Genomic DNA, 17,840 nt, shown 5'->3' on the forward strand with positions numbered 1-17,840 from the left:
TCCCCGCAGAGAAGCCACAGAGAGGGCGCCCGTCCGACGGCCTACGAGCTGATAGGCAACTCTCGTGCTCGCTGGCGTGCTTGGGCTCGTATCTCCTTCAGGCGACCGTGGAACGCGTTATGGCGGTTCTGGTCCAGGTTCAGCGGGAGGTCGAGCTGGGAGATGAGCTGTGACTCCAGGTCCCATGGTTCGCTCTGCCCAATCCAGCACACTCGCGCGTTGTCCGCCATCCACTGGCTCAGGGTGGCTTCGCCGGCCTTGCCGAAGGTCATCCGCTTGCCGCTGCCCACACGGCGCAGTTCAAGGCCGAGCAGGCATCCGAGGGTGAGCCGCAGCGTCGAGCCGGCCGCGTTGCCTCGGTAGTGGTAGCGCACCCGCTTGCGAAGGTTCTGCGTGCTGGTCCGGTTCGACATGAACCGTGGGGCTATACCGACGTACAGCAGGCGCCCAGCGTCCAGGTCGGGGTGGGGCGGCTGCTCGAAGTGCCACCCGTAGACCCCTGCCGCCGCTGGCACAGGGCTCGGACGAACCAAGACCTCCTGCGCCGACCACAACTGATCGGGACTGACGAGAGTGGTAGCTTCCACGACATCTCCAGGCGCGTGACGGCTGATCGTCGCAGGCTACTGGTCGCCGCTGACAGACCGTCCCTGGCCTACGTAGCTGCGTGACATCAGATTGGGAAGCTGAAGTGATCCAGAGGCTCGCTGCGGCCTTGACCTGCGGCGAAGGGACGAAGGCTGGCTGCTGTACCGCACGATCCAAACGGGGTGACCATGGAACGGCATGTGCTGGAATCGCTGTTGATCGGTGATGACGAGGCATCCGTGCTGGCTCTGGCCGCCCTCCGCAGCGGCGCCCCCTACTCGGTGGAGGAGCGGGGACAACCCACTGGTGCGCATGCGGGAGTCTTCAGTCGCCGACTTCAGCGCATGCGGATGCACGGATTCGAACCTTCTGGCCTGGCGCGAGCCGTGCAGCTCATCAGGGAATATGGCCGGCCTGTGCGCACAGCGCTGATCGATCCTGAAAATCGGACACGGTTCACCCTGCTCTTCCTCACCGAGGACGGCAGCGCACTCGTGGCCTGCGCCAGCTGGCCGCTGCCGCTGGTTGCCAGGAAGCCCCCTCCCTCCTGAGAAACCGCAGAGAGGGGGCCAGTTCAGGCGTGGTTACTTCTTCTTCCCCTGGTTCTTGACCGCCTCGATCGCAGCCGCAGCCGCCTCGGGGTCCAGGTACGTGCCGCCCGGGGTGAGCGGCTTGAAGTCGGCGTCGAGTTCGTAGGCCAGCGGGATGCCGGTGGGGATGTTGAGGCCCGCGATGTCCGCGTCCGAGATGCCGTCGAGGTGCTTGACCAGGGCGCGCAGGGAGTTGCCGTGGGCGGCGACGAGGACCGTGCGGCCCGCGAGGAGGTCGGGGACGATGCCGTCGTACCAGTAGGGGAGCATGCGGACGACGACGTCCTTGAGGCACTCCGTGCGGGGGCGCAGCTCCGGCGGGATGGAGGCGTAGCGCGGGTCGGCGGACTGGGAGAACTCCGTGCCGTCCGCGAGCGGAGGCGGCGGCGTGTCGTAGGAGCGGCGCCACAGCATGAACTGCTCCTCGCCGAACTCCGCGAGGGTCTGCGCCTTGTCCTTGCCCTGGAGGGCGCCGTAGTGGCGCTCGTTGAGGCGCCAGCTGCGGTGGACGGGGATCCAGTGGCGGTCGGCGGATTCGAGGGCCAGCTGGGCCGTACGGATCGCGCGCTTCTGGAGGGACGTGTGGACCACGTCGGGCAGGAGACCGGCGGCCGTCAGGAGTTCACCACCGCGGACCGCCTCCTTCTCGCCCTTCTCGTTGAGGTTGACGTCCACCCAGCCGGTGAACAGGTTCTTCGCGTTCCATTCGCTCTCGCCGTGGCGGAGGAGGATCAGCTTGTACGGTGCGTCGGCCATACGTCTGAGCGTAATCGAAGGGTTTGGGACACCGCGCCGCACGGTGCATTGACGGGATCTGTTAATCGGCTGGCTCCCGGAACGCCGCCTCTCGTAACATACGATCACCGCTTGCACCACTTACCTCGGGGGTCCCCATGTCCATCGCGTCCCTCAGACGCGCCGCCCGCGAGAGCGTCTCCGGCCTGCCCCGCGAGTTCTGGTGGCTGTGGACCAGCACGCTGGTCAACCGCCTCGGCGCGTTCGTCGCGACGTTCATGGCGCTGTACCTGACCCTCGACCGCGGCTACTCCGCGTCGTACGCCGGTCTCGTCGCCTCGCTGCACGGGCTCGGCGGCGTCGTCTCGTCCCTCGCGGGCGGCGTGATGGCCGACCGGCTCGGGCGGCGGCCGACGCTGCTGATCGCGCAGCTCTCGACGGCGTTCTCGGTCGCGCTGCTCGGCTTCATGACCGACCCGGTCGCCATCGCCGGGGTCGCGTTCCTGGTCGGCGCGGCGAGCAACGCGTCGCGGCCGGCGGTGCAGGCGATGATGGCGGACATCGTGCGGCCCGAGGACCGGGTGCGGGCGTTCTCGCTCAACTACTGGGCGATCAACCTCGGGTTCGCCGTCTCCTCCGCGGGCGCCGGGCTGATCGCGGAGGTCAGCTACCTCGCCGGGTTCCTCATCGAGGCGGGGATGACGTTCGTGTGCGCGATCGTCGTCTTCCTCAAGCTGCCGGAGTCCCGGCCGGCTCCGAAGGCCCAGGAGGCGGGGGAGGACGTCTCCCTCTCCACCGTCGTACGCGACCGGCGCTTCATGTCCCTCGTCGGGCTCTCCTTCCTCGTCGCGCTGATCTTCCAGCAGGGCGCCGTGGGGCTGCCGGTGGCGATGGGCGAGGCGGGCTTCTCGCCGGCCGACTACGGAACGGCGATCGCGGTGAACGGCGTCCTCATCGTCGTCCTCCAGATCCCGGTCACCCGTTTCATCGAACACCGCGACCCTGTACGGCTGTTGGTCATCTCCTCCGCCCTCGCCGGGTACGGCTTCGGCCTCACCGCCTTCGCCGGCTCGGTCGGCGTCTTCGCCCTCACGGTCTGCGTCTGGACCCTCGCGGAGATCGTCAACGCCCCCACCCAGACAGGGCTGGTGGTCCGCTTCTCCCCCACCCAGGGGCGAGGCCGCTACCAGGGCATGTACACCCTCTCCTGGTCCGCCGCCGCCCTCATCGCCCCCCTCATGTCCGGCCTCGTCATCGACCGCCTCGGCGCGGACTGGCTGTGGGGAGTGTGCGCGGTGGTGGGTACGGTCGCCGGTGCGGGGTACTGGATGCTGTTGCGGCGAATCCCCGCCGAGGCCAAGGCAGTTGAGGCAGGGGCCGAGCCGAAGGCGGTCGTACAGCAGTAGCGGAGGCGCTCGTGCACCACTGGGACGACTTGCCCCCGGCCGCGCGCCGGGCGGTGGAGGAACGCACGGGCCGGGTACGGGAGTTCGAGCCGAGGACCGGTCTGCTGGCGGTGACCGTGCACACCGCCGCCTCGGCCGTCTTCGTGAAGGGCGCGCCGGACGACTACCTCCAGGTCCACACGCACAACCGCGAAGCGGCGGTGAACCCCTGGCTCCCGATGGCCTCCCCCCGCCTCAAGTGGCGGGTACGGGCCGGTGGTTGGGACCTCCTCGGCTACGACCACGTCGTCGGCCACCCCGCCGACCTCACCCCCGGCTCCCCCGATCTCCCGCTCGTGGCAAGGGCGTTGCAGGAGGTCCACGACACCCCTCGCCCGGGCGTGGAGCTGCGGAACGCCGAGCACCGGTGGGGCTCCTGGGTCCGCGGCGCCGACCCCCAACTCCTCGCGGGCGACACCCTGTTGCACACCACCCTCGCGCCGGACGACCTCCTCGTCGGCGACCGCGCCCACCTGGTCGGCTGGTCCCAGGCCACGGTCGGGGCCGCGTGGATCGACCCCGCCGTGCTGGTCCCGCGCCTCATGGACGCCGGACACACCGCGTACGACGCCGACTTGTGGGCCCGGGGACAGTTCCCGGCGTGGGCGGCGGCGCGGCGCGCGTCCGTCGACGTGTTCTCCGTGGCCAACTCCCGCGTGTGGCAGGCGATCGCCGAGGACGAACCGGCGAGACGGATGGCTCGGGCCGCCGCGGAATGGGTTCGTCACCGGCGTTCGTAGAGGGCGTTGATCTCGTCCTGCGGGAGTTGCGCCGAGGCATAGGTGAAGGTGCCCTGCTCGGCCAACTCCCGCGCTGCGTCGACGAGTTGGCGATACATCGTGCGGACGATGCTCCCCCCGACCGTCACCCGCCGCACCCCCAGCTCCCTCAGGTCCGCCATCGACAGCCTGCCGCCCGTCAGCCCCATGACGACGTTCAGCGGGCCGTCGATCCCCCGGACCAGCGCGCCGATGCTCTCCGCGTCCGCCGCACCCGGCACGAACGCGCAGTCGGCGCCCGCCGCGAGGTACGCGTTGGCACGGCCGATCGCCTCGTCGAGGGTGCCGCCCGTGAGGAGGACGTCGGTGCGGCCGACCAGGGCGAAGGGGATGTCGCTCGCGTCGACCGCTTCCCGGGCCGCGCGGATCCGTTCCACGGCAAGTGCCGTGCCGTACAGGGGAGTTGCCCGATCCCCGGTGAAGTCCTCGATGTTGCCGCCCGCCGCCCCCGCCGCGATCGTCAACTCAATGGTCTCAGCGACAAGTTCGGGGGACGCCCCATACCCGTCCTCCAGGTCCGCACTGAGCGGCACACCGACCCCGGCCGCCATCTCTGCGACCCGGGCCAGCATCGTCGTACGGTCGACACGCCCCTCGCCGTAACCGTGGTCCGGCCTGCCCAGCGAGAAGGCGATCCCCGCACTGGTCGTCGCCACGGCCGGAAACCCGGCGGACTCCAGAAGGCGTGCGCTGCCGACGTCCCAGGCGTTGGGAAGGAGAAAGCAACCGTCCTTCTTGTGCAAGTCGACGAAGTGCTGGGCGCGTTGGTGCTTGACGGTGTCCATGTGGGCCTTTCTTCGCTGCGGCTGAGTCGACCGTATGCCTCCGTGGACAGGTACGGTGGCCGTATTCCGTGCGATACGGAAAGGCCTGTGGGCCAGCATGGCGCTCGTCGCCGTTGGGCTGGGCATCGAGGGTGCGTGGGTGGTGTTCGCGCGGCCCAGGCATCCCTTCGATGACGCGCGTGCCCGCACTGGTAGCGACCTACGCCTCGTCGGCGAACTCGTCCTGATGTGGCTGCCCTCGCCCTCCGACGCCGACTCCCCTGGCATCGACATCATCATCCGCCATGCGTCCCCCGAGGGAACCTGGGAAACGGTCGAGGTCACCCTCCAGATGAACACGAAAGAGACCCGGAGCACGACGGAGATGTTCCTCACGGTATTGGAGGGGCGGAAGGGAGAATACTGACAAGCACGGCGAACACTCAGGCAGCGAGTACCCTTGAACCCTATTTCCGCCTTTGCGACGTTTACCCGAAGCCTTCCGCAATGGATGATGAGTGTTGTGAACGAGTTGGCGATCGCGTTGACAGCAGCAGCATTCGGCCTGGCCGGTACCGTGATAGGTGCTATCGTCTCGGCCCGAGGCGCCAAGGCTGGAGCTGACCGGAATGCGCAGACCGTAATCCAGCAAGTACAGGACCAGGCCGTAGTCGAGCACTCCCACTGGCTTCGGCAACAGCGCCTGACCGCTTACGAGGGATTCCTGGAGACATGGGATGAATGCCTACGGCTCACACAGGTTCCCGCCGATGCCAGTGATACCGATCAGTCGAGCCTGGAACCGTTGCGAGAAGCCGCTGGCCGTATGACGGGACGGGCCAGACGCATCGCTCTGCTGGGGCCGCCCGAGGTAGCCCAAGCGGCTGAGAAACTAGCCGAGATCATGCAGGAAGACGTGGCTGCCTCCGCGAAATTCATCCATGCCGCAGAGGCAGGTCTGACAACCATGGAGAACAGCGATTCCAGCTCTTTCGCGGATCTCCAGATCGCCACGCAGTCCCTTCAAGAATGCACTGGCCAGGTGAATCACCTTCTGACGCATGCACGTGAGCATGGCGAGATTCTCGACGGAGACCCGATCCTGGCAGAGATGCTGGCGAGTGCAGAGCAATGCCGAGCTGCCTCTCGCGAAGCACTCGAAAACCTACAAAGCGATGCCGACACATTATCCGCTCTGCTGGTTCAGGCATCCGAGACGGTTGAGTTACTCACCCACAACCAGACGGCACACGAAATCAGCCGTGAACAGTTCATCAATGCCGCAAGCGAAGCCCTCGGCTCCCCGCCCTCGGCTCCGATGGGCACACGCCCTCACCGATCCTGACCAGCATCGAAGCATGCGATACCTACGAAGAGTCACCGCACTTCCTTGCCGAGGGCCCTTCAGGCGACGGTGTACTCCGCGTCTCCGAAGTCCGCGACCACGCGGAGTCGGCCGCCCAGCGCTTCTACGTACGCCCGGAGGGTCGCGACTTCCGCGCGGTCCAGGTCGCCGTGCTCGATCGCGGACACCCTGGGTGCGGAGACCCCCATCGACGTGGCGACCTGACGCTGAGTCAATGCCTGCTCCTGCCTGACCTCCGCGAGCTTGTGAGCGCGAACTTCCGCGGTCAGCCTGTTCATCGCCGCCTGCTTCTCCTGAGCCGAACGCACCGGCAACCCGGCGGCTTCACGCCGCTCGCGCGCCTTGCGTCTGGTCTCCTCCCAGCTCACGGCAGTCATTCGTACTCCCTGATGTCGATATCGGCCAGATGTTCCTGATACCGCTCTTCAGCGAGCGGAATGTTGACGTCGTACCAGCGCTGCCAGTTTCCAGCCTTGTCGCCGGCCACCAAGAGCACTGCCCGCCGCACGGGATCGAAGGCGAAGAGGATGCGGATCTCGCTGCTTCCGGACGATCCCGGCCTCAGCTCCTTCAGATGGTGGTTTCCGGCGCCCTTGATTCGGTCGACCAGCGGACGGCCAAGTGTCGGACCCGTTGCCGCCAACATATCGATGGCGTCTTCTACCTGTTCAGCGCTGCCCCAGTCCTCCTCCGCAAGCGCCTCGAACCATGCCGCAACCTCGTCGACAAGGACCACTTCCCATTGAGCCACGGCCGCAATGTTAATGCAAGTGTTAATCCACAAGGGTCGAACCGGCCGGCCAAGCAGAGGGGTTGGCCCCGAGCATCGCGCCCGGGAAGTCGGCGTGTTCCACGGCGTACGTACATAGCATCCAGGTCAGTCGATCCATGCCGGTATCGCGTAGCCCTGGTGCGCGGCGACCTCGAAGTACGCGGTCAGGTCGGCGTACAGCCGTGGATGAGTAGCCCCTGTCCACCGCCTCGGGGAGTGGCTTCTCGCCGAAGGCAACGTCCACGGGGAAGCCGGCGCGGGCAGGAGGTGGTGGAGGAAGTGCCAGGACTTGCCTGTGCTGAACCGCAGATACTGCCCATTCATGCTCGTGCCGGAAGGCTGGAGGGGGCCAGTGGCAACACTCCGCGCCCCGAAAAGCACCCGTGTACGCCCCAGCCCTCGCACGCACGTCCGATTCGCACCCTCCCCCGCGCCCGCCAACCCCCGCACCCTGAAAGTTCCGGAGGAGGGAGCAACCATGGCCGACTGGAAGCAGGGGAAGTGCAAGTGGCCCACCCCCAAAGGGCCCTGTCAGAACAAGACGATGAAGGGGACCTCCCGGTGTCACCTACACCAGGGCGACTGGACCAAGCGGGGACAGGCCGAGCTCAAGAAGAAGGCGGCTCGGCGGCGTAAGAAGTAAGAAGGCGTAAGCACCCCCGCCGCACCCGAACACCCCGCCCAACCGAACCCCGAACACCCCCGCCCAGCCGAAGCCGGACAGGGGTGTTCAGGTCACCTACCCTGCGGGAACCGCCCCGCTCACCGAGCCGACTGCCCGAACCGATCCCCCGTGGCCGCGAGGCCGCCCGCGCCCGGCTGGTAGACCGTCGCCGGGGCGACCGTGCCGCCCGCGGTGACGTTGGAGAGGGGGAGGGAGTAGAGGGTGCCGTAGGCGGACGGGCCGTAGGGGAGGCCGACGTACAGGTGTGTGCCCGTGTACCAGAGGCTGGAGCCGAGCTGCTGGTTGGCGCCCGGCGTGCCGGGGATGCCGTCGCCGTCGCCTACCTCCAGCCAGCGGTCGCCCGCGCCCGGCGCGCCGAGGAGGGAGAAGGTCTGGACCGCGCCCGCCTTGGCGGTCGTACCGATGGCCTCGCCCGGGACGCCGACGGCCAGTTTCAGGGTCGCCGCCGTGCTCACGGCGCGAGGTGCCGTGTTGACCGCCGTCAGCGTCGAGCCGAAGAGGTCCCCGGACTCGGACGTGCCGGAGACGTCGTCGTCGGCGGTCCCGGAGGAGTAGCCGTTGAGCTGGGTGTAGGTACCGGCCGCTGTGATCCGGAAGGTCAGCACCCCACCCGTGTCGACGCTGTTGGTGCCGTCGACGGCGAGGTCCTCACCGGGCGACCCGACCGCGAGGATCGAGTCGGTGGCCGAGGCCGCCCCGGACGGCCGGTACGACACGATCGCGAGCGACTTCCCGAAGAGGTCACCGGCCTCGGCGCCGCCGCCGACGGTGTCGAGGTCCTGGTCGAGCCCGAAGAGCGGGGTGGGCCGCTTCTCGGCGTTGAGGACGTTGGGGTTGAAGACGGCGAGGTTGCCGGCGTTGGCGTCGGTCCCGATCGTCTCGTTGGGCGCGGCGACGGCGAAGTGGTTGGAGCCGGCCGCGACGACCGACCCGAACGCGTCGTTGGCCTCGATCGCACCCGGCACGCCGAGGCTGTCCTGGTGGACGGAGACGTTGGTGGCGCCCTGGAGGTAGAACACCTCACCGGCCTTGGCGGCTCCGGCGAGCGCCTCGCCCGGCACCCCGATGACGATGTACGGCTCACCGGCGTTGGTGACGGACGCGGCGACGGCCGCCCCCATCCGGTCCCCGCTCTCGGGCCCGGACGCCTTGATGGACCCGGTGCCCGCGCCCTGCTGGTAGTTGGCGTCCTTCAGCGTGCCGGTGCCGAGCCCGCCGGGCGCGCCGTAGAGCAGGTCGGTCATGCCCGCGTCGGCCGCGTCCCCGAGGTCCTCCCCGGGCGTGCCGACGACCAGGTCCGTGCACCCGTCGGCGTTGTAGTCGACGGTGGCGATGGCGTCCCCGAAGGCGTCGCCGGCCTCGGCACCCCCGTTGACCCAGTCGAGGTCCTGGTGGATCTCGGCGTTGCCCTTGCCGCCGCCGTACACGATCCGTACGGAGCCGGCGCCCGCGTCGCCGCCGATGGTGGCGCCGGGGTCGGCGATCGCGATGTCCTCGACGCCGTCGCAGTTGAAGTCGGTGACGCGCGGCGCGCCGACCGTGGAGGTCACCCAGGACGCGATGTCGTCGACGCGCGCGACGACACCCCCCGTACGGGTCTCGGTGGCGTCGATGCCGAAGCAACCGCCCTGGAAGGAGCGGCTGTTGAGCCCGACGAGCTGGCCGCCGCGGACGACGGGCCCGCCGGTGTCGCCCTGGCAGGCGGCGGCACCGGCGACACCGGTGACCGAAGCACTGCCGGCCGCGGCGGAATCGACGGTCAGCGCGCCCGTGTGCAGCTTCAGCGGCACCCACTCGGTCTTGGTCCGCCCGTACCCGGCGAAGGTCAGCTGCTCACCGGCGGCCGGCGCGGTGGTGGAGACGACGGCCGGCGTCACCCCGGCGACGGGCTTGTCCAGCCGCGCCAGGACGACGTCCCGGTCCGTACGCGGCACGAGCTCGACGACCTCGCGCACGGCGCCGTCGGTGCCGGAGAGGTCGGTGCGGCCGATCGTGGCGACCGTCTTCTGCGCGGGCTTCCCGGCTGGCACGGCCAGGGAGGCGGCCGGGTCGGCGGCGAAGCAGCTGGCGGCGGTGAGCAGCCACTCGGTGTCGACGAGGACACCGGAGCAGCCGCGCGCGTAGTCGCCGACGACGATCTGGGCGGTGTAGGCGTACGTGGTGCCGGTCGCGGGCGTGCCGGTGACGGCGGACACGGGAGCCGCGGCGCACACCGCGACGGGGCCGGCGACGAGAGCCGCCGCGAGCGCGGACAGGCGCAGGGAGAGGGGTCTGGGTGGTGTCATGGCGTGGGTTTCCTCAGGAGCGGGAGCTGGAGAAAGGGAGTTCGGTAATAAGGCGCCGTCACCGGCTACTTCGAGCTCCTGATCTCCACGAGGATGTGGTCCCGGCCCTGTTCGTCCGCGCTCGATCCGACGGCCGTCCAGGTGTTCTTCGCGACGTCGAAGGACTTCTCCTCCGTGCCGACGGTCATGTCGACCTGGGTCTCGTAGTCGTTGCCGCGGATGCCGTACACCGCCGGGATCTCCAGCGTGAGCCAGCCGGAGGTCCCCTTGACGTCGAAGCAGATCTTGTCGGCGTTGCCGTGCGCCCACACCTCCAGCTGGCCGGTGTCGGTGACGCAGTCGGCGAGGGTGATGTGCCCGTCGCCGCGCTTCAGGATGATGTTCTTCTCCGCGAGGATCTTGTCCGCCAGCGGATAGTTGTACTTCTCGACCGCGTATCCGGGCGATTCGTCCGCCACAGAAGAAACCGACCCGGAAGAGGCGGCTCCGGATTCCGTTCCCGATGCGCCGATCGCGAGCCACGCCACAGCCCCCGCCGCCGTGGCGGCGCCCACTATGCGCCAGATTGTTCTTTGTGCCTTCATTAATGTCCCCGTCTTTGACGCCTGTGATTTCCGGGTGAATACAGGTTCCGGAGGAGGACATGCCTGATGAAGAGCCCTCCCCGCAAGAACTCGTACGCACAGCGGATGTCATCCAAGACCCGGCAGGTAAGCGCTGTCCAGACCGCCGGATGTGATATATGACACGCTCAAAGAAATGTGAAGGTCCGTTTGTGCAAGTTCGGTAAACAAGCCGCAATGCACGTCCGGTATGCGAATCCGGCATTGACTTTCCACCATGGCACGTGTTTTACCTATGCCGGAAAACTCAAAAAGCACCGGAAGGATGATTCCTTTTGCCTCCCTCTTCTCTGTGGAGCAGACGCCGGATTCTCACCGCCGTCGCCGGCGTCGCCGCGCTGCCGGCCCTCCCCTCGGTCCTCACGCTGACGGCCACGCCGGCCGTCGCCGCCGACGACCCGGCGGACAGCGGACTGCCGGACACCGACCGCGGCAAGGCGGTGTGGGCCTACAAGACCGGCGGGCGCAGCGTCCGCGAGGCCGCCACGGCGGCGCTGCTGGGCACCCCGGCCGCGGTCACCGCGTTCCTCACCACCGACCTCCCCGCACGCCGTGCGGAGGACAACCGCATGGGCGTGCTGGCGGGTCTCCCTTATGCCGGCCGGTCCGTCCAGAACTTGGTCAACACGGCGTTGTCGGCGGGGGATGACGCGGTCTCGACCTTCCTGGACGGCGGCTACACGGCGGCCGTCAGCTCCGACCTGCGCGCCTCGGTGCTCACGGTCATGAACAACAGCGGCACGGCCGTGCAGCGCGCCGGCACGAAGGCGCTGGACGCGGCCAACGACAAGGCCCTGCACACCTTCCTGAACGAGGGCCAGTTCACGGCGCAGGCCGAGGACGAGCGCTCGGCCGTCTTCAAGATCCTCGCGGGCGCCTCCCCGCAGGTCGCCACGTACGCGCAGCGCGCGCTGGACGACGGCTCACCGGCCGCGATCCGCCAGTTCCTGGTCTCCGGCCAGTACATCGCGCGCGCCCGCGACGAGGAGGCGGCGACGATCGACCAGCTCGTCGCGATCGTCGAACGCGAGGGCAAGCGCGCCCAGTTGCAGACCGAGCAGGCCGTCGCCGCCTCCGACAAGGCGAAGGACGCCGCCGAGAAGGCCAAGGCCGCCGCGCTGAAGGCCGCCGACGAGGCCGCCGCCGCCAAGGACGACGTCGCGAAGTCGGCGCGCGCCGCCAACGCCGCCGCCTCCGCCGCGAAGGGCGCCGCAGCCGCCGCGACCACCGCGATCTCGGCGTCCCGCGTCGCCCAGGCCGCCGCCGGCCGGGCCACCATGGCCGCGCAGGCCGCCGCCTCGGCCGCGGCCTCGGCGGGCAGCGCCGCGTCCCGCGCGTACGGGGCCGCGATCGCCGCGTCGAAGGACGCCTCGAAGGCGGCAGCCGCGCGCTCCGCCGCCGAGGGCGCCCGCAACGCGGCGAGCAAGGCGCGGACCGCCGCGAAGGCCGCCGACCAGGCACGCGCCGCCGCTGCCGCCTGCGACACGGCGGGCGCCGCCGCCAAGTCAGCCGCGAACAACGCCGCAGCCGCCGCGAACGCCGCAGCCGCTGCCGCCGCGTCCTCCGGTGTCGCCCAGGCGCAGGCCGCCCGCGCCCGGGCCGCCGCCGCCGAGGCCAACGCCGCCGCCGCCCGCGCGACGGCCGCAGCGAACACCGCCTCCACCCTCGCCGGACGCGCGGCAGCCGCTGCCGCCGTGGCCCGCGACGCCGCCAACTCCGCCGCCGCGCACGCCGAGAAGGCGGCAGCGGCGGCGGACGAGGCGGCGGCGCACGCCGGTCAGGCCGTCGAGTACGCCAAGCGCTCCACGGAGTACGCGAACGCCGCCGTCGAGGCCGCCAACACCGCCACCAACGCGGTCAAGGAGGCGCAGGAGGTCGAGAAGGCCGCCCGGGCCGCCGAGACCGCGCGCATCGAGGCCGACACCGCGATCGGCATCGAACTCGCGCGCCTCGCCGCGCAGGAGGAGACCGCCGACCTCGCCAAGGCGAACCGCGAGCGCACCCAGGCCGACCGGACCTCGTCCGAGATCAAGGACCTGATCGCCGCCGCCGAGGCCGCCGTCGCCGCCGGCGACACCGCCACGGCCGTCGACAAGGGCCGCCGCGCCGCCCTGCTCCTGCTGGACAACTCCGGCTCCTGGACCCGCCAGGCCGCCGAGTACGCGCTGTCCGGCACCGAGTACGACGTCCTGAACTGGCTCTCCGCCGACCGCGCCCTCGCCGAGGGCCAGGACGACCGCGAGACCGTCGTCACCGTCGCCGAGATCTCCCGGGTCTCCGTCGCGCAGGCCGCCGCCGACACGCTGGCCTCCACCGCGCCGGACGCCGTCCGCACCTTCCTGACGACCGGCGCCGTCGAGGCGGCCAAGGCCGACAACCGGGTGCTGGTCTTCAACGTCCTCGGCGCGAACCCGGGGGCCAGCGTCAAGGCGAAGGCGCAGGCCGCGCTGGACGACGGCAGCGCGGTCGCCCTGCACCGCTTCCTCCAGATCGAGCACGCCGAGGCGATCAAGGAGGACGACCGGGTCGAGATCTTCAAGCTGCTCGCGAACGGCGGGCAGTACATGAAGTCGGCCGCGCAGATCGTGCTGGAGGGCCCGGCCCGGATGCGGCGGAACTTCGTCGCCCACGACCAGTACGACGTGACCCGCCTCGACCAGGACTCCGTCGCGCACATCTCGGCGATCCGCGCGGCCATCGCGCACGCCGCGAAGGTCGCCGCGAAGGCCCAGGAGGACGCGGCGCTCGCCTCCAAGGCCGCCGCCGAGGCCCGCCAGGCCGCCGCCGAGGCGACCGCGTGGAAGAACAAGGCCGACGGGTACGCCGCCGACGCGCAGAAGTCCGCCGCCGAGGCCAAGACCAACGCCGACGCGGCGGACCGGTCGGCCGCCGACGCCGCGAAGTCCGCCGCCACCGCGCAGCAGGCCGCGGCGGTCGCCCGTACGGCGGCCCGGACGGCGAACTACTCCGCGCGCCGCGCCGCCGCCTCCGCCAGCCAGGCCGTCGCCTCGGCCGCCTCGGCGCAGGCGTCCGCGACCTCGGCCCGCGCCTCCGCGATCCAGGCCGGCAAGGACGCCGCCGCCGCTGCCGCCGCCTCCTCCGAGGCCCAGCGGATCTACACCGCCAAGGTCGCCGCCGAGGCCAAGCAGCGCGCGATGGACGCGGCCGACAAGGCCCGCGGCCACGAGGCGAACGGCACCAACCCGTCCCAGACCGCCGACAGCGACAAGCCGTGGTACGTCGACTGGGGGATCTGGCCGGAGGACGTCGGCAGCGCGAGCGAGTGGTCGACCGTCGTCGGCCACTACTCGACGATCCTCGGCGGCGGCGCGGTCGCCCTGGGCGTCGCCTCGCTGTTCTTCCCGCCGCTGGCCCCGATCGCGGTCGGCGTCGGCATCGCCTCGGTGGTCGTCCAGGGGGTCAGCGCGTTCCTCGCGCTCGCGGGCAACGACTGGAACTGGCAGAGCAAGCAGTTCCAGTCCGCGTTCGGCCTCTTCGGCCTCGGCCTGGTCACGCTCGGCGTGGGCGGCGCGCTGTCCCGCGTCGGCCTGAACTACGCCGACGACGCGGTCAAGCTCGCCGACACCGTCGGCGGCAAGATCGTCAGCGTGGCCGGTGACGTCACGACGACGGTCGTCGGTCTGCTGACCTGGTAATCCCGGTACGAGAGGGCGAGGATCTCCCCATGCTGACGCAAGGCATGTCCACGAGCGGCTGGTGGGTCCTCGCCCTCGTCTCGGGCGCGGCCCTCGGGTTCGCGTGCCTGACCCTGGCCGACCGGCGCAAGCCGGGCCACCGGGCCGCCATCGTCGCCGCGGTGCCCGGCGCCATGGCCCTGTTCCTGTGGGCGCAGGCGCGCTTCGGCAGCCTCGACGGCCGCCAGGCCCTGTTCTTCTTCACCCTGATCAGCCTCAGCCTGACGATCCTGCGGGCGGTCTACCACCCGTGGTTCAGGCGCCAGTTCCGGCTGCGCGACGCGGGCGAGCCGATGGAGAACGCGACCACCCCGCAGGTGTTCCTGTTCCTGTTCTCCTTCGTCGCCACGTTCGCCGGGGTCGCGTTCCTGGTCCACTGACTGGTCTACTGACTGATCCGCTGAAACGGCTGAGGGGTCCGGCGCGAAGCCGGACCCCTCAGGAACAGCTCAGCCGCACTGGCACGGGCTGCCGGACTGGCACCCGCACCCGCACCCCGACCCGCAGCCACAGGCCCCTATCAGCATCAGGTTCCTGATCTCGACGGGCTGTTCGGTCGGTGTCTCCTGGGTGGGGTCGGGCGACGTGCTGGGGGATTCGGCCATGGGTCCCTCCTCGACGCGGATACACCCATGGCAACCGACCCGCGACCCGGAGTGAAGGGCGCATCAGCGGCGCACGGAAGCTTTCAGCGCCGGCCCTATCCCTGGATCTCCGGCGGCAGGTCCTGCTGGATGTCGTCCGCGTGCTCGCCCGTGACGAGGAAGACGACACGCTTGGCGACGGCCACCGCGTGGTCGGCGAACCGCTCGTAGTAGCGGCCCAGCAGGGTGACGTCGACGGCGGTCTCGATGCCGTGCTTCCAGCGGTCGTCGATCAGGTGCTGGAACAGCGTGCGGTGCAGCAGGTCCATCGCGTCGTCGTCCGCTTCGAGCTGGAGCGCGAGGTCGACGTCCTTGGTGATGATGCACTCGGCGGACTTGGCCATCAGGCGCTGGGCGAGCTGGCCCATCTCCAGGACGGTCGCGTGCAGGTCGCGCGGCACGGCACGCTCGGGGAAGCGCAGCCGCGCCAGCTTGGCGACGTGCTGGGCGAGGTCGCCGGAGCGCTCCAGGTCGGCGGACATCCGCAGGGACGTCACGACGATCCGCAGGTCGGTCGCCACCGGCTGCTGGCGGGCGAGCAGCGCTATGGCCTTCGCCTCCAGGTCGTGGTGGAGCTCGTCGACCTTCTTGTCGCCCTCGATGACGTTCTCGGCCAGGTTCAGGTCGGCGTCGAGGATCGCGGTGGTCGCGCGCCCGATGGCCGAGCCGACCAGCCGGGCCATCTCCACCAGACCGTCGCCGATCGAATCAAGTTCCTCGTGGTACGCGTCACGCATCTGCGTTCCCTCTCCTACAGCGGTTTCCAGCCCCTACAGTCCCACGTTCGGCCCATGACGCGTCGGTTTCCGGCATCCCAAATGAACCACTACCAGCGCCAAGGTGAACTCTGGGCGACGAGTCTCGCAGGTCACCCCTCGACGGCTGTGGCGATGTCGCACCCCGTGCCTAACCTGGAGACATGGACGTGAACGCGGCGGTCGCCGCAGCGGCAGCGATCGCCGGGGTGCTCACCGGCGTGATCGCCATGCTGGCGTTCCGCTGGAGCGAGCGCGACCAGAAGCGCCCCACCCGCACCTCGCTGCACACGGACCCGGTGCTCCCGCCCGGGGTCGACACGGTGCTGTCGGTCCTGCGCTCCTCCGCCGTCGTCCTCGACGAGGCGGACGCCGTGGTGAAGGCGAGCTCGGCGGCGTACGCGCTGGGTCTGGTCCGGGGCGGGAAGCTGGCCGTGGAGCCGATGCTCCTGATGGCCCGCGACACCCGCCGCGACGGCGAGATACGCCAGGTCGAGCTGGACCTCCCGAGGCGCGGCACCGGCCGGGGCGAGGCCCTCGCGGTCTCCGCCCGGGTCGCCCCGCTCGGCTCCCGCCTGGTACTGCTGCTGGTCGAGGACCTCACCGAGGCCCGCCGCATCGAGGCGGTCCGCCGGGACTTCGTGGCGAACGTCAGCCACGAGCTGAAGACCCCGGTCGGCGCGCTCTCCCTGCTCTCCGAGGCCGTCATGGACGCCTCGGACGACCCCGAGGCCGTCCAGCGCTTCGCGGGCCGTATGCAGATCGAGGCGACCCGGCTCACCAACCTCGTGCAGGAGCTCATCGACCTCTCCCGGGTGCAGAACGACGACCCGCTGGAGGACTCCGAGCCGGTCCGGGTCGACGAACTCGTCGCCGAGGCCGTCGACCGCTGCCGCCACCAGGCGGGCACGAAACAGATCACGATGGCCGCGGGCGGCGCGGCCGACCTGCACGTATGGGGGAACCGCGGCCAGCTCGCGGCAGCGCTCGGCAACCTCGTCGAGAACGCCGTCAACTACTCCCCCGCCCGCACCCGCGTGGGGATAGCGGCCCGCCGGGTGACCGCGCCCGGGGGCGACCTGATCGAGATAGCCGTCACCGACCAGGGCATCGGCATCTCGGAGAAGGACAAGGAGCGCGTCTTCGAGCGCTTCTACCGCGTCGACCCGGCCCGCTCCCGTGCCACGGGAGGTACGGGGCTCGGTCTCGCGATCGTCAAGCACGTGGCCGCCTCGCACGGCGGGGAGGTCACGGTGTGGAGCTCCGAGGGACAGGGCTCCACGTTCACCCTGCGACTGCCGGAGGCGGGCTCGGCCCGTGACCGGGCGCACCAGCACCCCGACCTGGACGGCGACGAGGCCGACGAGGACAGGGCCGCCCCCTCAGATTCACCTTACGAACCGCTTCCCGCCCCGGAGGTCCTTCCGTGACCCGTGTGCTCGTCGTCGAGGACGAGGAGTCCTTCTCGGACGCCCTGTCGTACATGCTTCGCAAAGAGGGCTTCGAGGTCGCCGTGGCGGCCACGGGCCCCGACGGTCTCGACGAGTTCGAGCGCAACGGCGCCGACCTCGTCCTGCTCGACCTGATGCTGCCGGGCCTGCCCGGCACGGAGGTCTGCCGCCAGCTGCGCGGCCGGTCCAACGTCCCGGTGATCATGGTCACCGCGAAGGACAGCGAGATCGACAAGGTCGTCGGTCTGGAGATAGGGGCCGACGACTACGTCACCAAGCCCTTCTCCTCCCGCGAGCTCGTCGCCCGTATCCGCGCGGTCCTGCGCCGCAGAGGCGAACCGGAGGAGGTCACCCCGGCCGCCCTCGAAGCGGGCCCGGTCCGCATGGACGTCGACCGCCACGTCGTCACGGTCTCCGGCTCCAAGGTCGACCTCCCCCTGAAGGAGTTCGACCTCCTGGAGATGCTCCTGCGCAACGCGGGCCGCGTCCTCACCCGCATGCAGCTCATCGACCGCGTCTGGGGCGCCGACTACGTGGGCGACACCAAAACCCTCGACGTCCACGTCAAGCGCCTCCGCGCCAAGATCGAGCCGGACCCGGGCGCGCCGCGCTACCTGGTGACGGTCCGGGGGCTGGGCTACAAGTTCGAGCCGTAAGCCGACC

18 protein-coding genes are annotated in these 17,840 nt (G+C 70.1%); 9 read left to right on the top strand and 9 right to left on the bottom strand.

Going from position 1 to position 17,840, the window contains the following annotated elements:
- Positions 1-41: 41 nt before the first annotated feature.
- A complete protein-coding gene (locus PV682_RS35040) occupies positions 42-413 on the bottom strand; it encodes a GIY-YIG nuclease family protein (RefSeq protein ID WP_319735791.1) in 372 nt (123 codons plus the stop codon).
- A gap of 363 nt (positions 414-776) precedes the next feature.
- Here PV682_RS35040 and PV682_RS35045 point away from each other — a divergent pair, with 363 nt between their 5' ends.
- Positions 777-1,139 carry a hypothetical protein gene (locus tag PV682_RS35045; RefSeq protein ID WP_319735833.1) on the top strand — a complete coding sequence of 121 codons (363 nt, stop codon included), beginning with the start codon at positions 777-779 and terminating at the stop codon, positions 1,137-1,139.
- A 33-nt stretch (positions 1,140-1,172) separates the two neighbouring features.
- On the opposite strand, the gene PV682_RS35050 is transcribed toward PV682_RS35045, so the two are convergent.
- Positions 1,173-1,934 carry a phosphoglyceromutase gene (locus PV682_RS35050; RefSeq protein WP_055718791.1) on the bottom strand — a complete coding sequence of 254 codons (762 nt, stop codon included), beginning with the start codon at positions 1,932-1,934 and terminating at the stop codon, positions 1,173-1,175.
- A 137-nt stretch (positions 1,935-2,071) separates the two neighbouring features.
- Here PV682_RS35050 and PV682_RS35055 point away from each other — a divergent pair, with 137 nt between their 5' ends.
- Together PV682_RS35055 and PV682_RS35060 are read left to right on the top strand one after the other, a co-directional pair.
- The gene (locus tag PV682_RS35055) at positions 2,072-3,319 is read left to right on the top strand and encodes an MDR family MFS transporter (protein ID WP_319735792.1); all 1,248 of its coding nucleotides are present in this window, start codon (positions 2,072-2,074) and stop codon (positions 3,317-3,319) included.
- Positions 3,320-3,330: 11 nt separating this feature from the next.
- Positions 3,331-4,098 (top strand): aminoglycoside phosphotransferase, encoded by a 768-nt coding sequence (locus tag PV682_RS35060; protein WP_319735793.1) that lies wholly within the window; start codon positions 3,331-3,333, stop codon positions 4,096-4,098.
- On the opposite strand, the gene PV682_RS35065 is transcribed toward PV682_RS35060, so the two are convergent.
- The gene (locus PV682_RS35065) at positions 4,083-4,922 is read right to left on the bottom strand and encodes an isocitrate lyase/PEP mutase family protein (RefSeq protein WP_319735795.1); all 840 of its coding nucleotides are present in this window, start codon (positions 4,920-4,922) and stop codon (positions 4,083-4,085) included. The two genes, PV682_RS35060 and PV682_RS35065, sit on opposite strands and share 16 nt — an antisense overlap.
- Before the next feature lie 97 nt (positions 4,923-5,019).
- Here PV682_RS35065 and PV682_RS35070 point away from each other — a divergent pair, with 97 nt between their 5' ends.
- Positions 5,020-5,328, top strand: coding sequence for a hypothetical protein (locus PV682_RS35070; RefSeq protein WP_319735796.1), 309 nt, complete (start codon positions 5,020-5,022; stop codon positions 5,326-5,328).
- Between the two features lie 96 nt (positions 5,329-5,424).
- Positions 5,425-6,246, top strand: a complete 822-nt coding sequence (locus tag PV682_RS35075; RefSeq protein WP_319735797.1) for a hypothetical protein — start codon at positions 5,425-5,427, stop codon at positions 6,244-6,246.
- 59 nt (positions 6,247-6,305) lie between these two features.
- Here the strand turns inward: PV682_RS35075 and PV682_RS35080 are convergent, their stop codons facing one another.
- From PV682_RS35080 to PV682_RS35100, 5 genes are all read right to left on the bottom strand, one after another.
- A complete protein-coding gene (locus PV682_RS35080) occupies positions 6,306-6,644 on the bottom strand; it encodes an XRE family transcriptional regulator (RefSeq protein WP_319735798.1) in 339 nt (112 codons plus the stop codon).
- Positions 6,641-7,027, bottom strand: coding sequence for a type II toxin-antitoxin system RelE/ParE family toxin (locus tag PV682_RS35085; RefSeq protein ID WP_319735834.1), 387 nt, complete (start codon positions 7,025-7,027; stop codon positions 6,641-6,643). Before PV682_RS35085 ends, PV682_RS35080 begins: the two co-directional genes overlap by 4 nt.
- Positions 7,028-7,144: 117 nt before the next feature.
- On the bottom strand, positions 7,145-7,363 hold the full coding sequence (locus PV682_RS35090; RefSeq protein WP_319735799.1) for a hypothetical protein: 219 nt from the start codon (positions 7,361-7,363) through the stop codon (positions 7,145-7,147).
- Positions 7,364-7,801: 438 nt separating this feature from the next.
- Positions 7,802-10,009 carry a trypsin-like serine protease gene (locus PV682_RS35095; protein WP_319735800.1) on the bottom strand — a complete coding sequence of 736 codons (2,208 nt, stop codon included), beginning with the start codon at positions 10,007-10,009 and terminating at the stop codon, positions 7,802-7,804.
- Positions 10,010-10,074: 65 nt separating this feature from the next.
- Positions 10,075-10,593: a hypothetical protein gene (locus tag PV682_RS35100; protein WP_319735801.1), complete on the bottom strand. Its 519-nt coding sequence runs from the start codon at positions 10,591-10,593 to the stop codon at positions 10,075-10,077.
- Between the two features lie 314 nt (positions 10,594-10,907).
- On the opposite strand from PV682_RS35100, the gene PV682_RS35105 reads away from it, so the two are divergent.
- A complete protein-coding gene (locus PV682_RS35105; protein ID WP_319735802.1) occupies positions 10,908-14,288 on the top strand; it encodes an ALF repeat-containing protein in 3,381 nt (1,126 codons plus the stop codon).
- Between the two features lie 29 nt (positions 14,289-14,317).
- Positions 14,318-14,707, top strand: a complete 390-nt coding sequence (locus tag PV682_RS35110; RefSeq protein ID WP_055724404.1) for a hypothetical protein — start codon at positions 14,318-14,320, stop codon at positions 14,705-14,707.
- Between the two features lie 320 nt (positions 14,708-15,027).
- On the opposite strand, the gene phoU is transcribed toward PV682_RS35110, so the two are convergent.
- Positions 15,028-15,708: a phosphate signaling complex protein PhoU gene (phoU, locus tag PV682_RS35115; protein WP_319735803.1), complete on the bottom strand. Its 681-nt coding sequence runs from the start codon at positions 15,706-15,708 to the stop codon at positions 15,028-15,030.
- A 182-nt stretch (positions 15,709-15,890) separates the two neighbouring features.
- Here phoU and PV682_RS35120 point away from each other — a divergent pair, with 182 nt between their 5' ends.
- Positions 15,891-17,156, top strand: coding sequence for a sensor histidine kinase (locus tag PV682_RS35120; RefSeq protein WP_112475325.1), 1,266 nt, complete (start codon positions 15,891-15,893; stop codon positions 17,154-17,156).
- A complete protein-coding gene (locus tag PV682_RS35125) occupies positions 17,153-17,833 on the top strand; it encodes a response regulator transcription factor (RefSeq protein ID WP_010358452.1) in 681 nt (226 codons plus the stop codon). The genes PV682_RS35120 and PV682_RS35125 overlap by 4 nt, the downstream gene beginning before the upstream one ends.
- Positions 17,834-17,840: the final 7 nt, after the last annotated feature.

Source organism: Streptomyces niveiscabiei (assembly GCF_033794345.1).
GTDB classification, from domain to species: Bacteria; Actinomycetota; Actinomycetes; order Streptomycetales; family Streptomycetaceae; genus Streptomyces; species Streptomyces niveiscabiei.

Coding starts and splice junctions, on each gene's coding strand:
- PV682_RS35040 (WP_319735791.1), bottom strand. CDS start 413: ATGTCGAACCGGACCAGCACGCAGAACCTTCGCAAGCGGGTGCGCTAC.
- PV682_RS35045 (WP_319735833.1), top strand. CDS start 777: ATGGAACGGCATGTGCTGGAATCGCTGTTGATCGGTGATGACGAGGCA.
- PV682_RS35050 (WP_055718791.1), bottom strand. CDS start 1,934: ATGGCCGACGCACCGTACAAGCTGATCCTCCTCCGCCACGGCGAGAGC.
- PV682_RS35055 (WP_319735792.1), top strand. CDS start 2,072: ATGTCCATCGCGTCCCTCAGACGCGCCGCCCGCGAGAGCGTCTCCGGC.
- PV682_RS35065 (WP_319735795.1), bottom strand. CDS start 4,922: ATGGACACCGTCAAGCACCAACGCGCCCAGCACTTCGTCGACTTGCAC.
- PV682_RS35070 (WP_319735796.1), top strand. CDS start 5,020: ATGGCGCTCGTCGCCGTTGGGCTGGGCATCGAGGGTGCGTGGGTGGTG.
- PV682_RS35080 (WP_319735798.1), bottom strand. CDS start 6,644: ATGACTGCCGTGAGCTGGGAGGAGACCAGACGCAAGGCGCGCGAGCGG.
- PV682_RS35090 (WP_319735799.1), bottom strand. CDS start 7,363: ATGAATGGGCAGTATCTGCGGTTCAGCACAGGCAAGTCCTGGCACTTC.
- PV682_RS35095 (WP_319735800.1), bottom strand. CDS start 10,009: ATGACACCACCCAGACCCCTCTCCCTGCGCCTGTCCGCGCTCGCGGCG.
- PV682_RS35100 (WP_319735801.1), bottom strand. CDS start 10,593: ATGAAGGCACAAAGAACAATCTGGCGCATAGTGGGCGCCGCCACGGCG.
- PV682_RS35110 (WP_055724404.1), top strand. CDS start 14,318: ATGCTGACGCAAGGCATGTCCACGAGCGGCTGGTGGGTCCTCGCCCTC.
- phoU (WP_319735803.1), bottom strand. CDS start 15,708: ATGCGTGACGCGTACCACGAGGAACTTGATTCGATCGGCGACGGTCTG.
- PV682_RS35120 (WP_112475325.1), top strand. CDS start 15,891: ATGGACGTGAACGCGGCGGTCGCCGCAGCGGCAGCGATCGCCGGGGTG.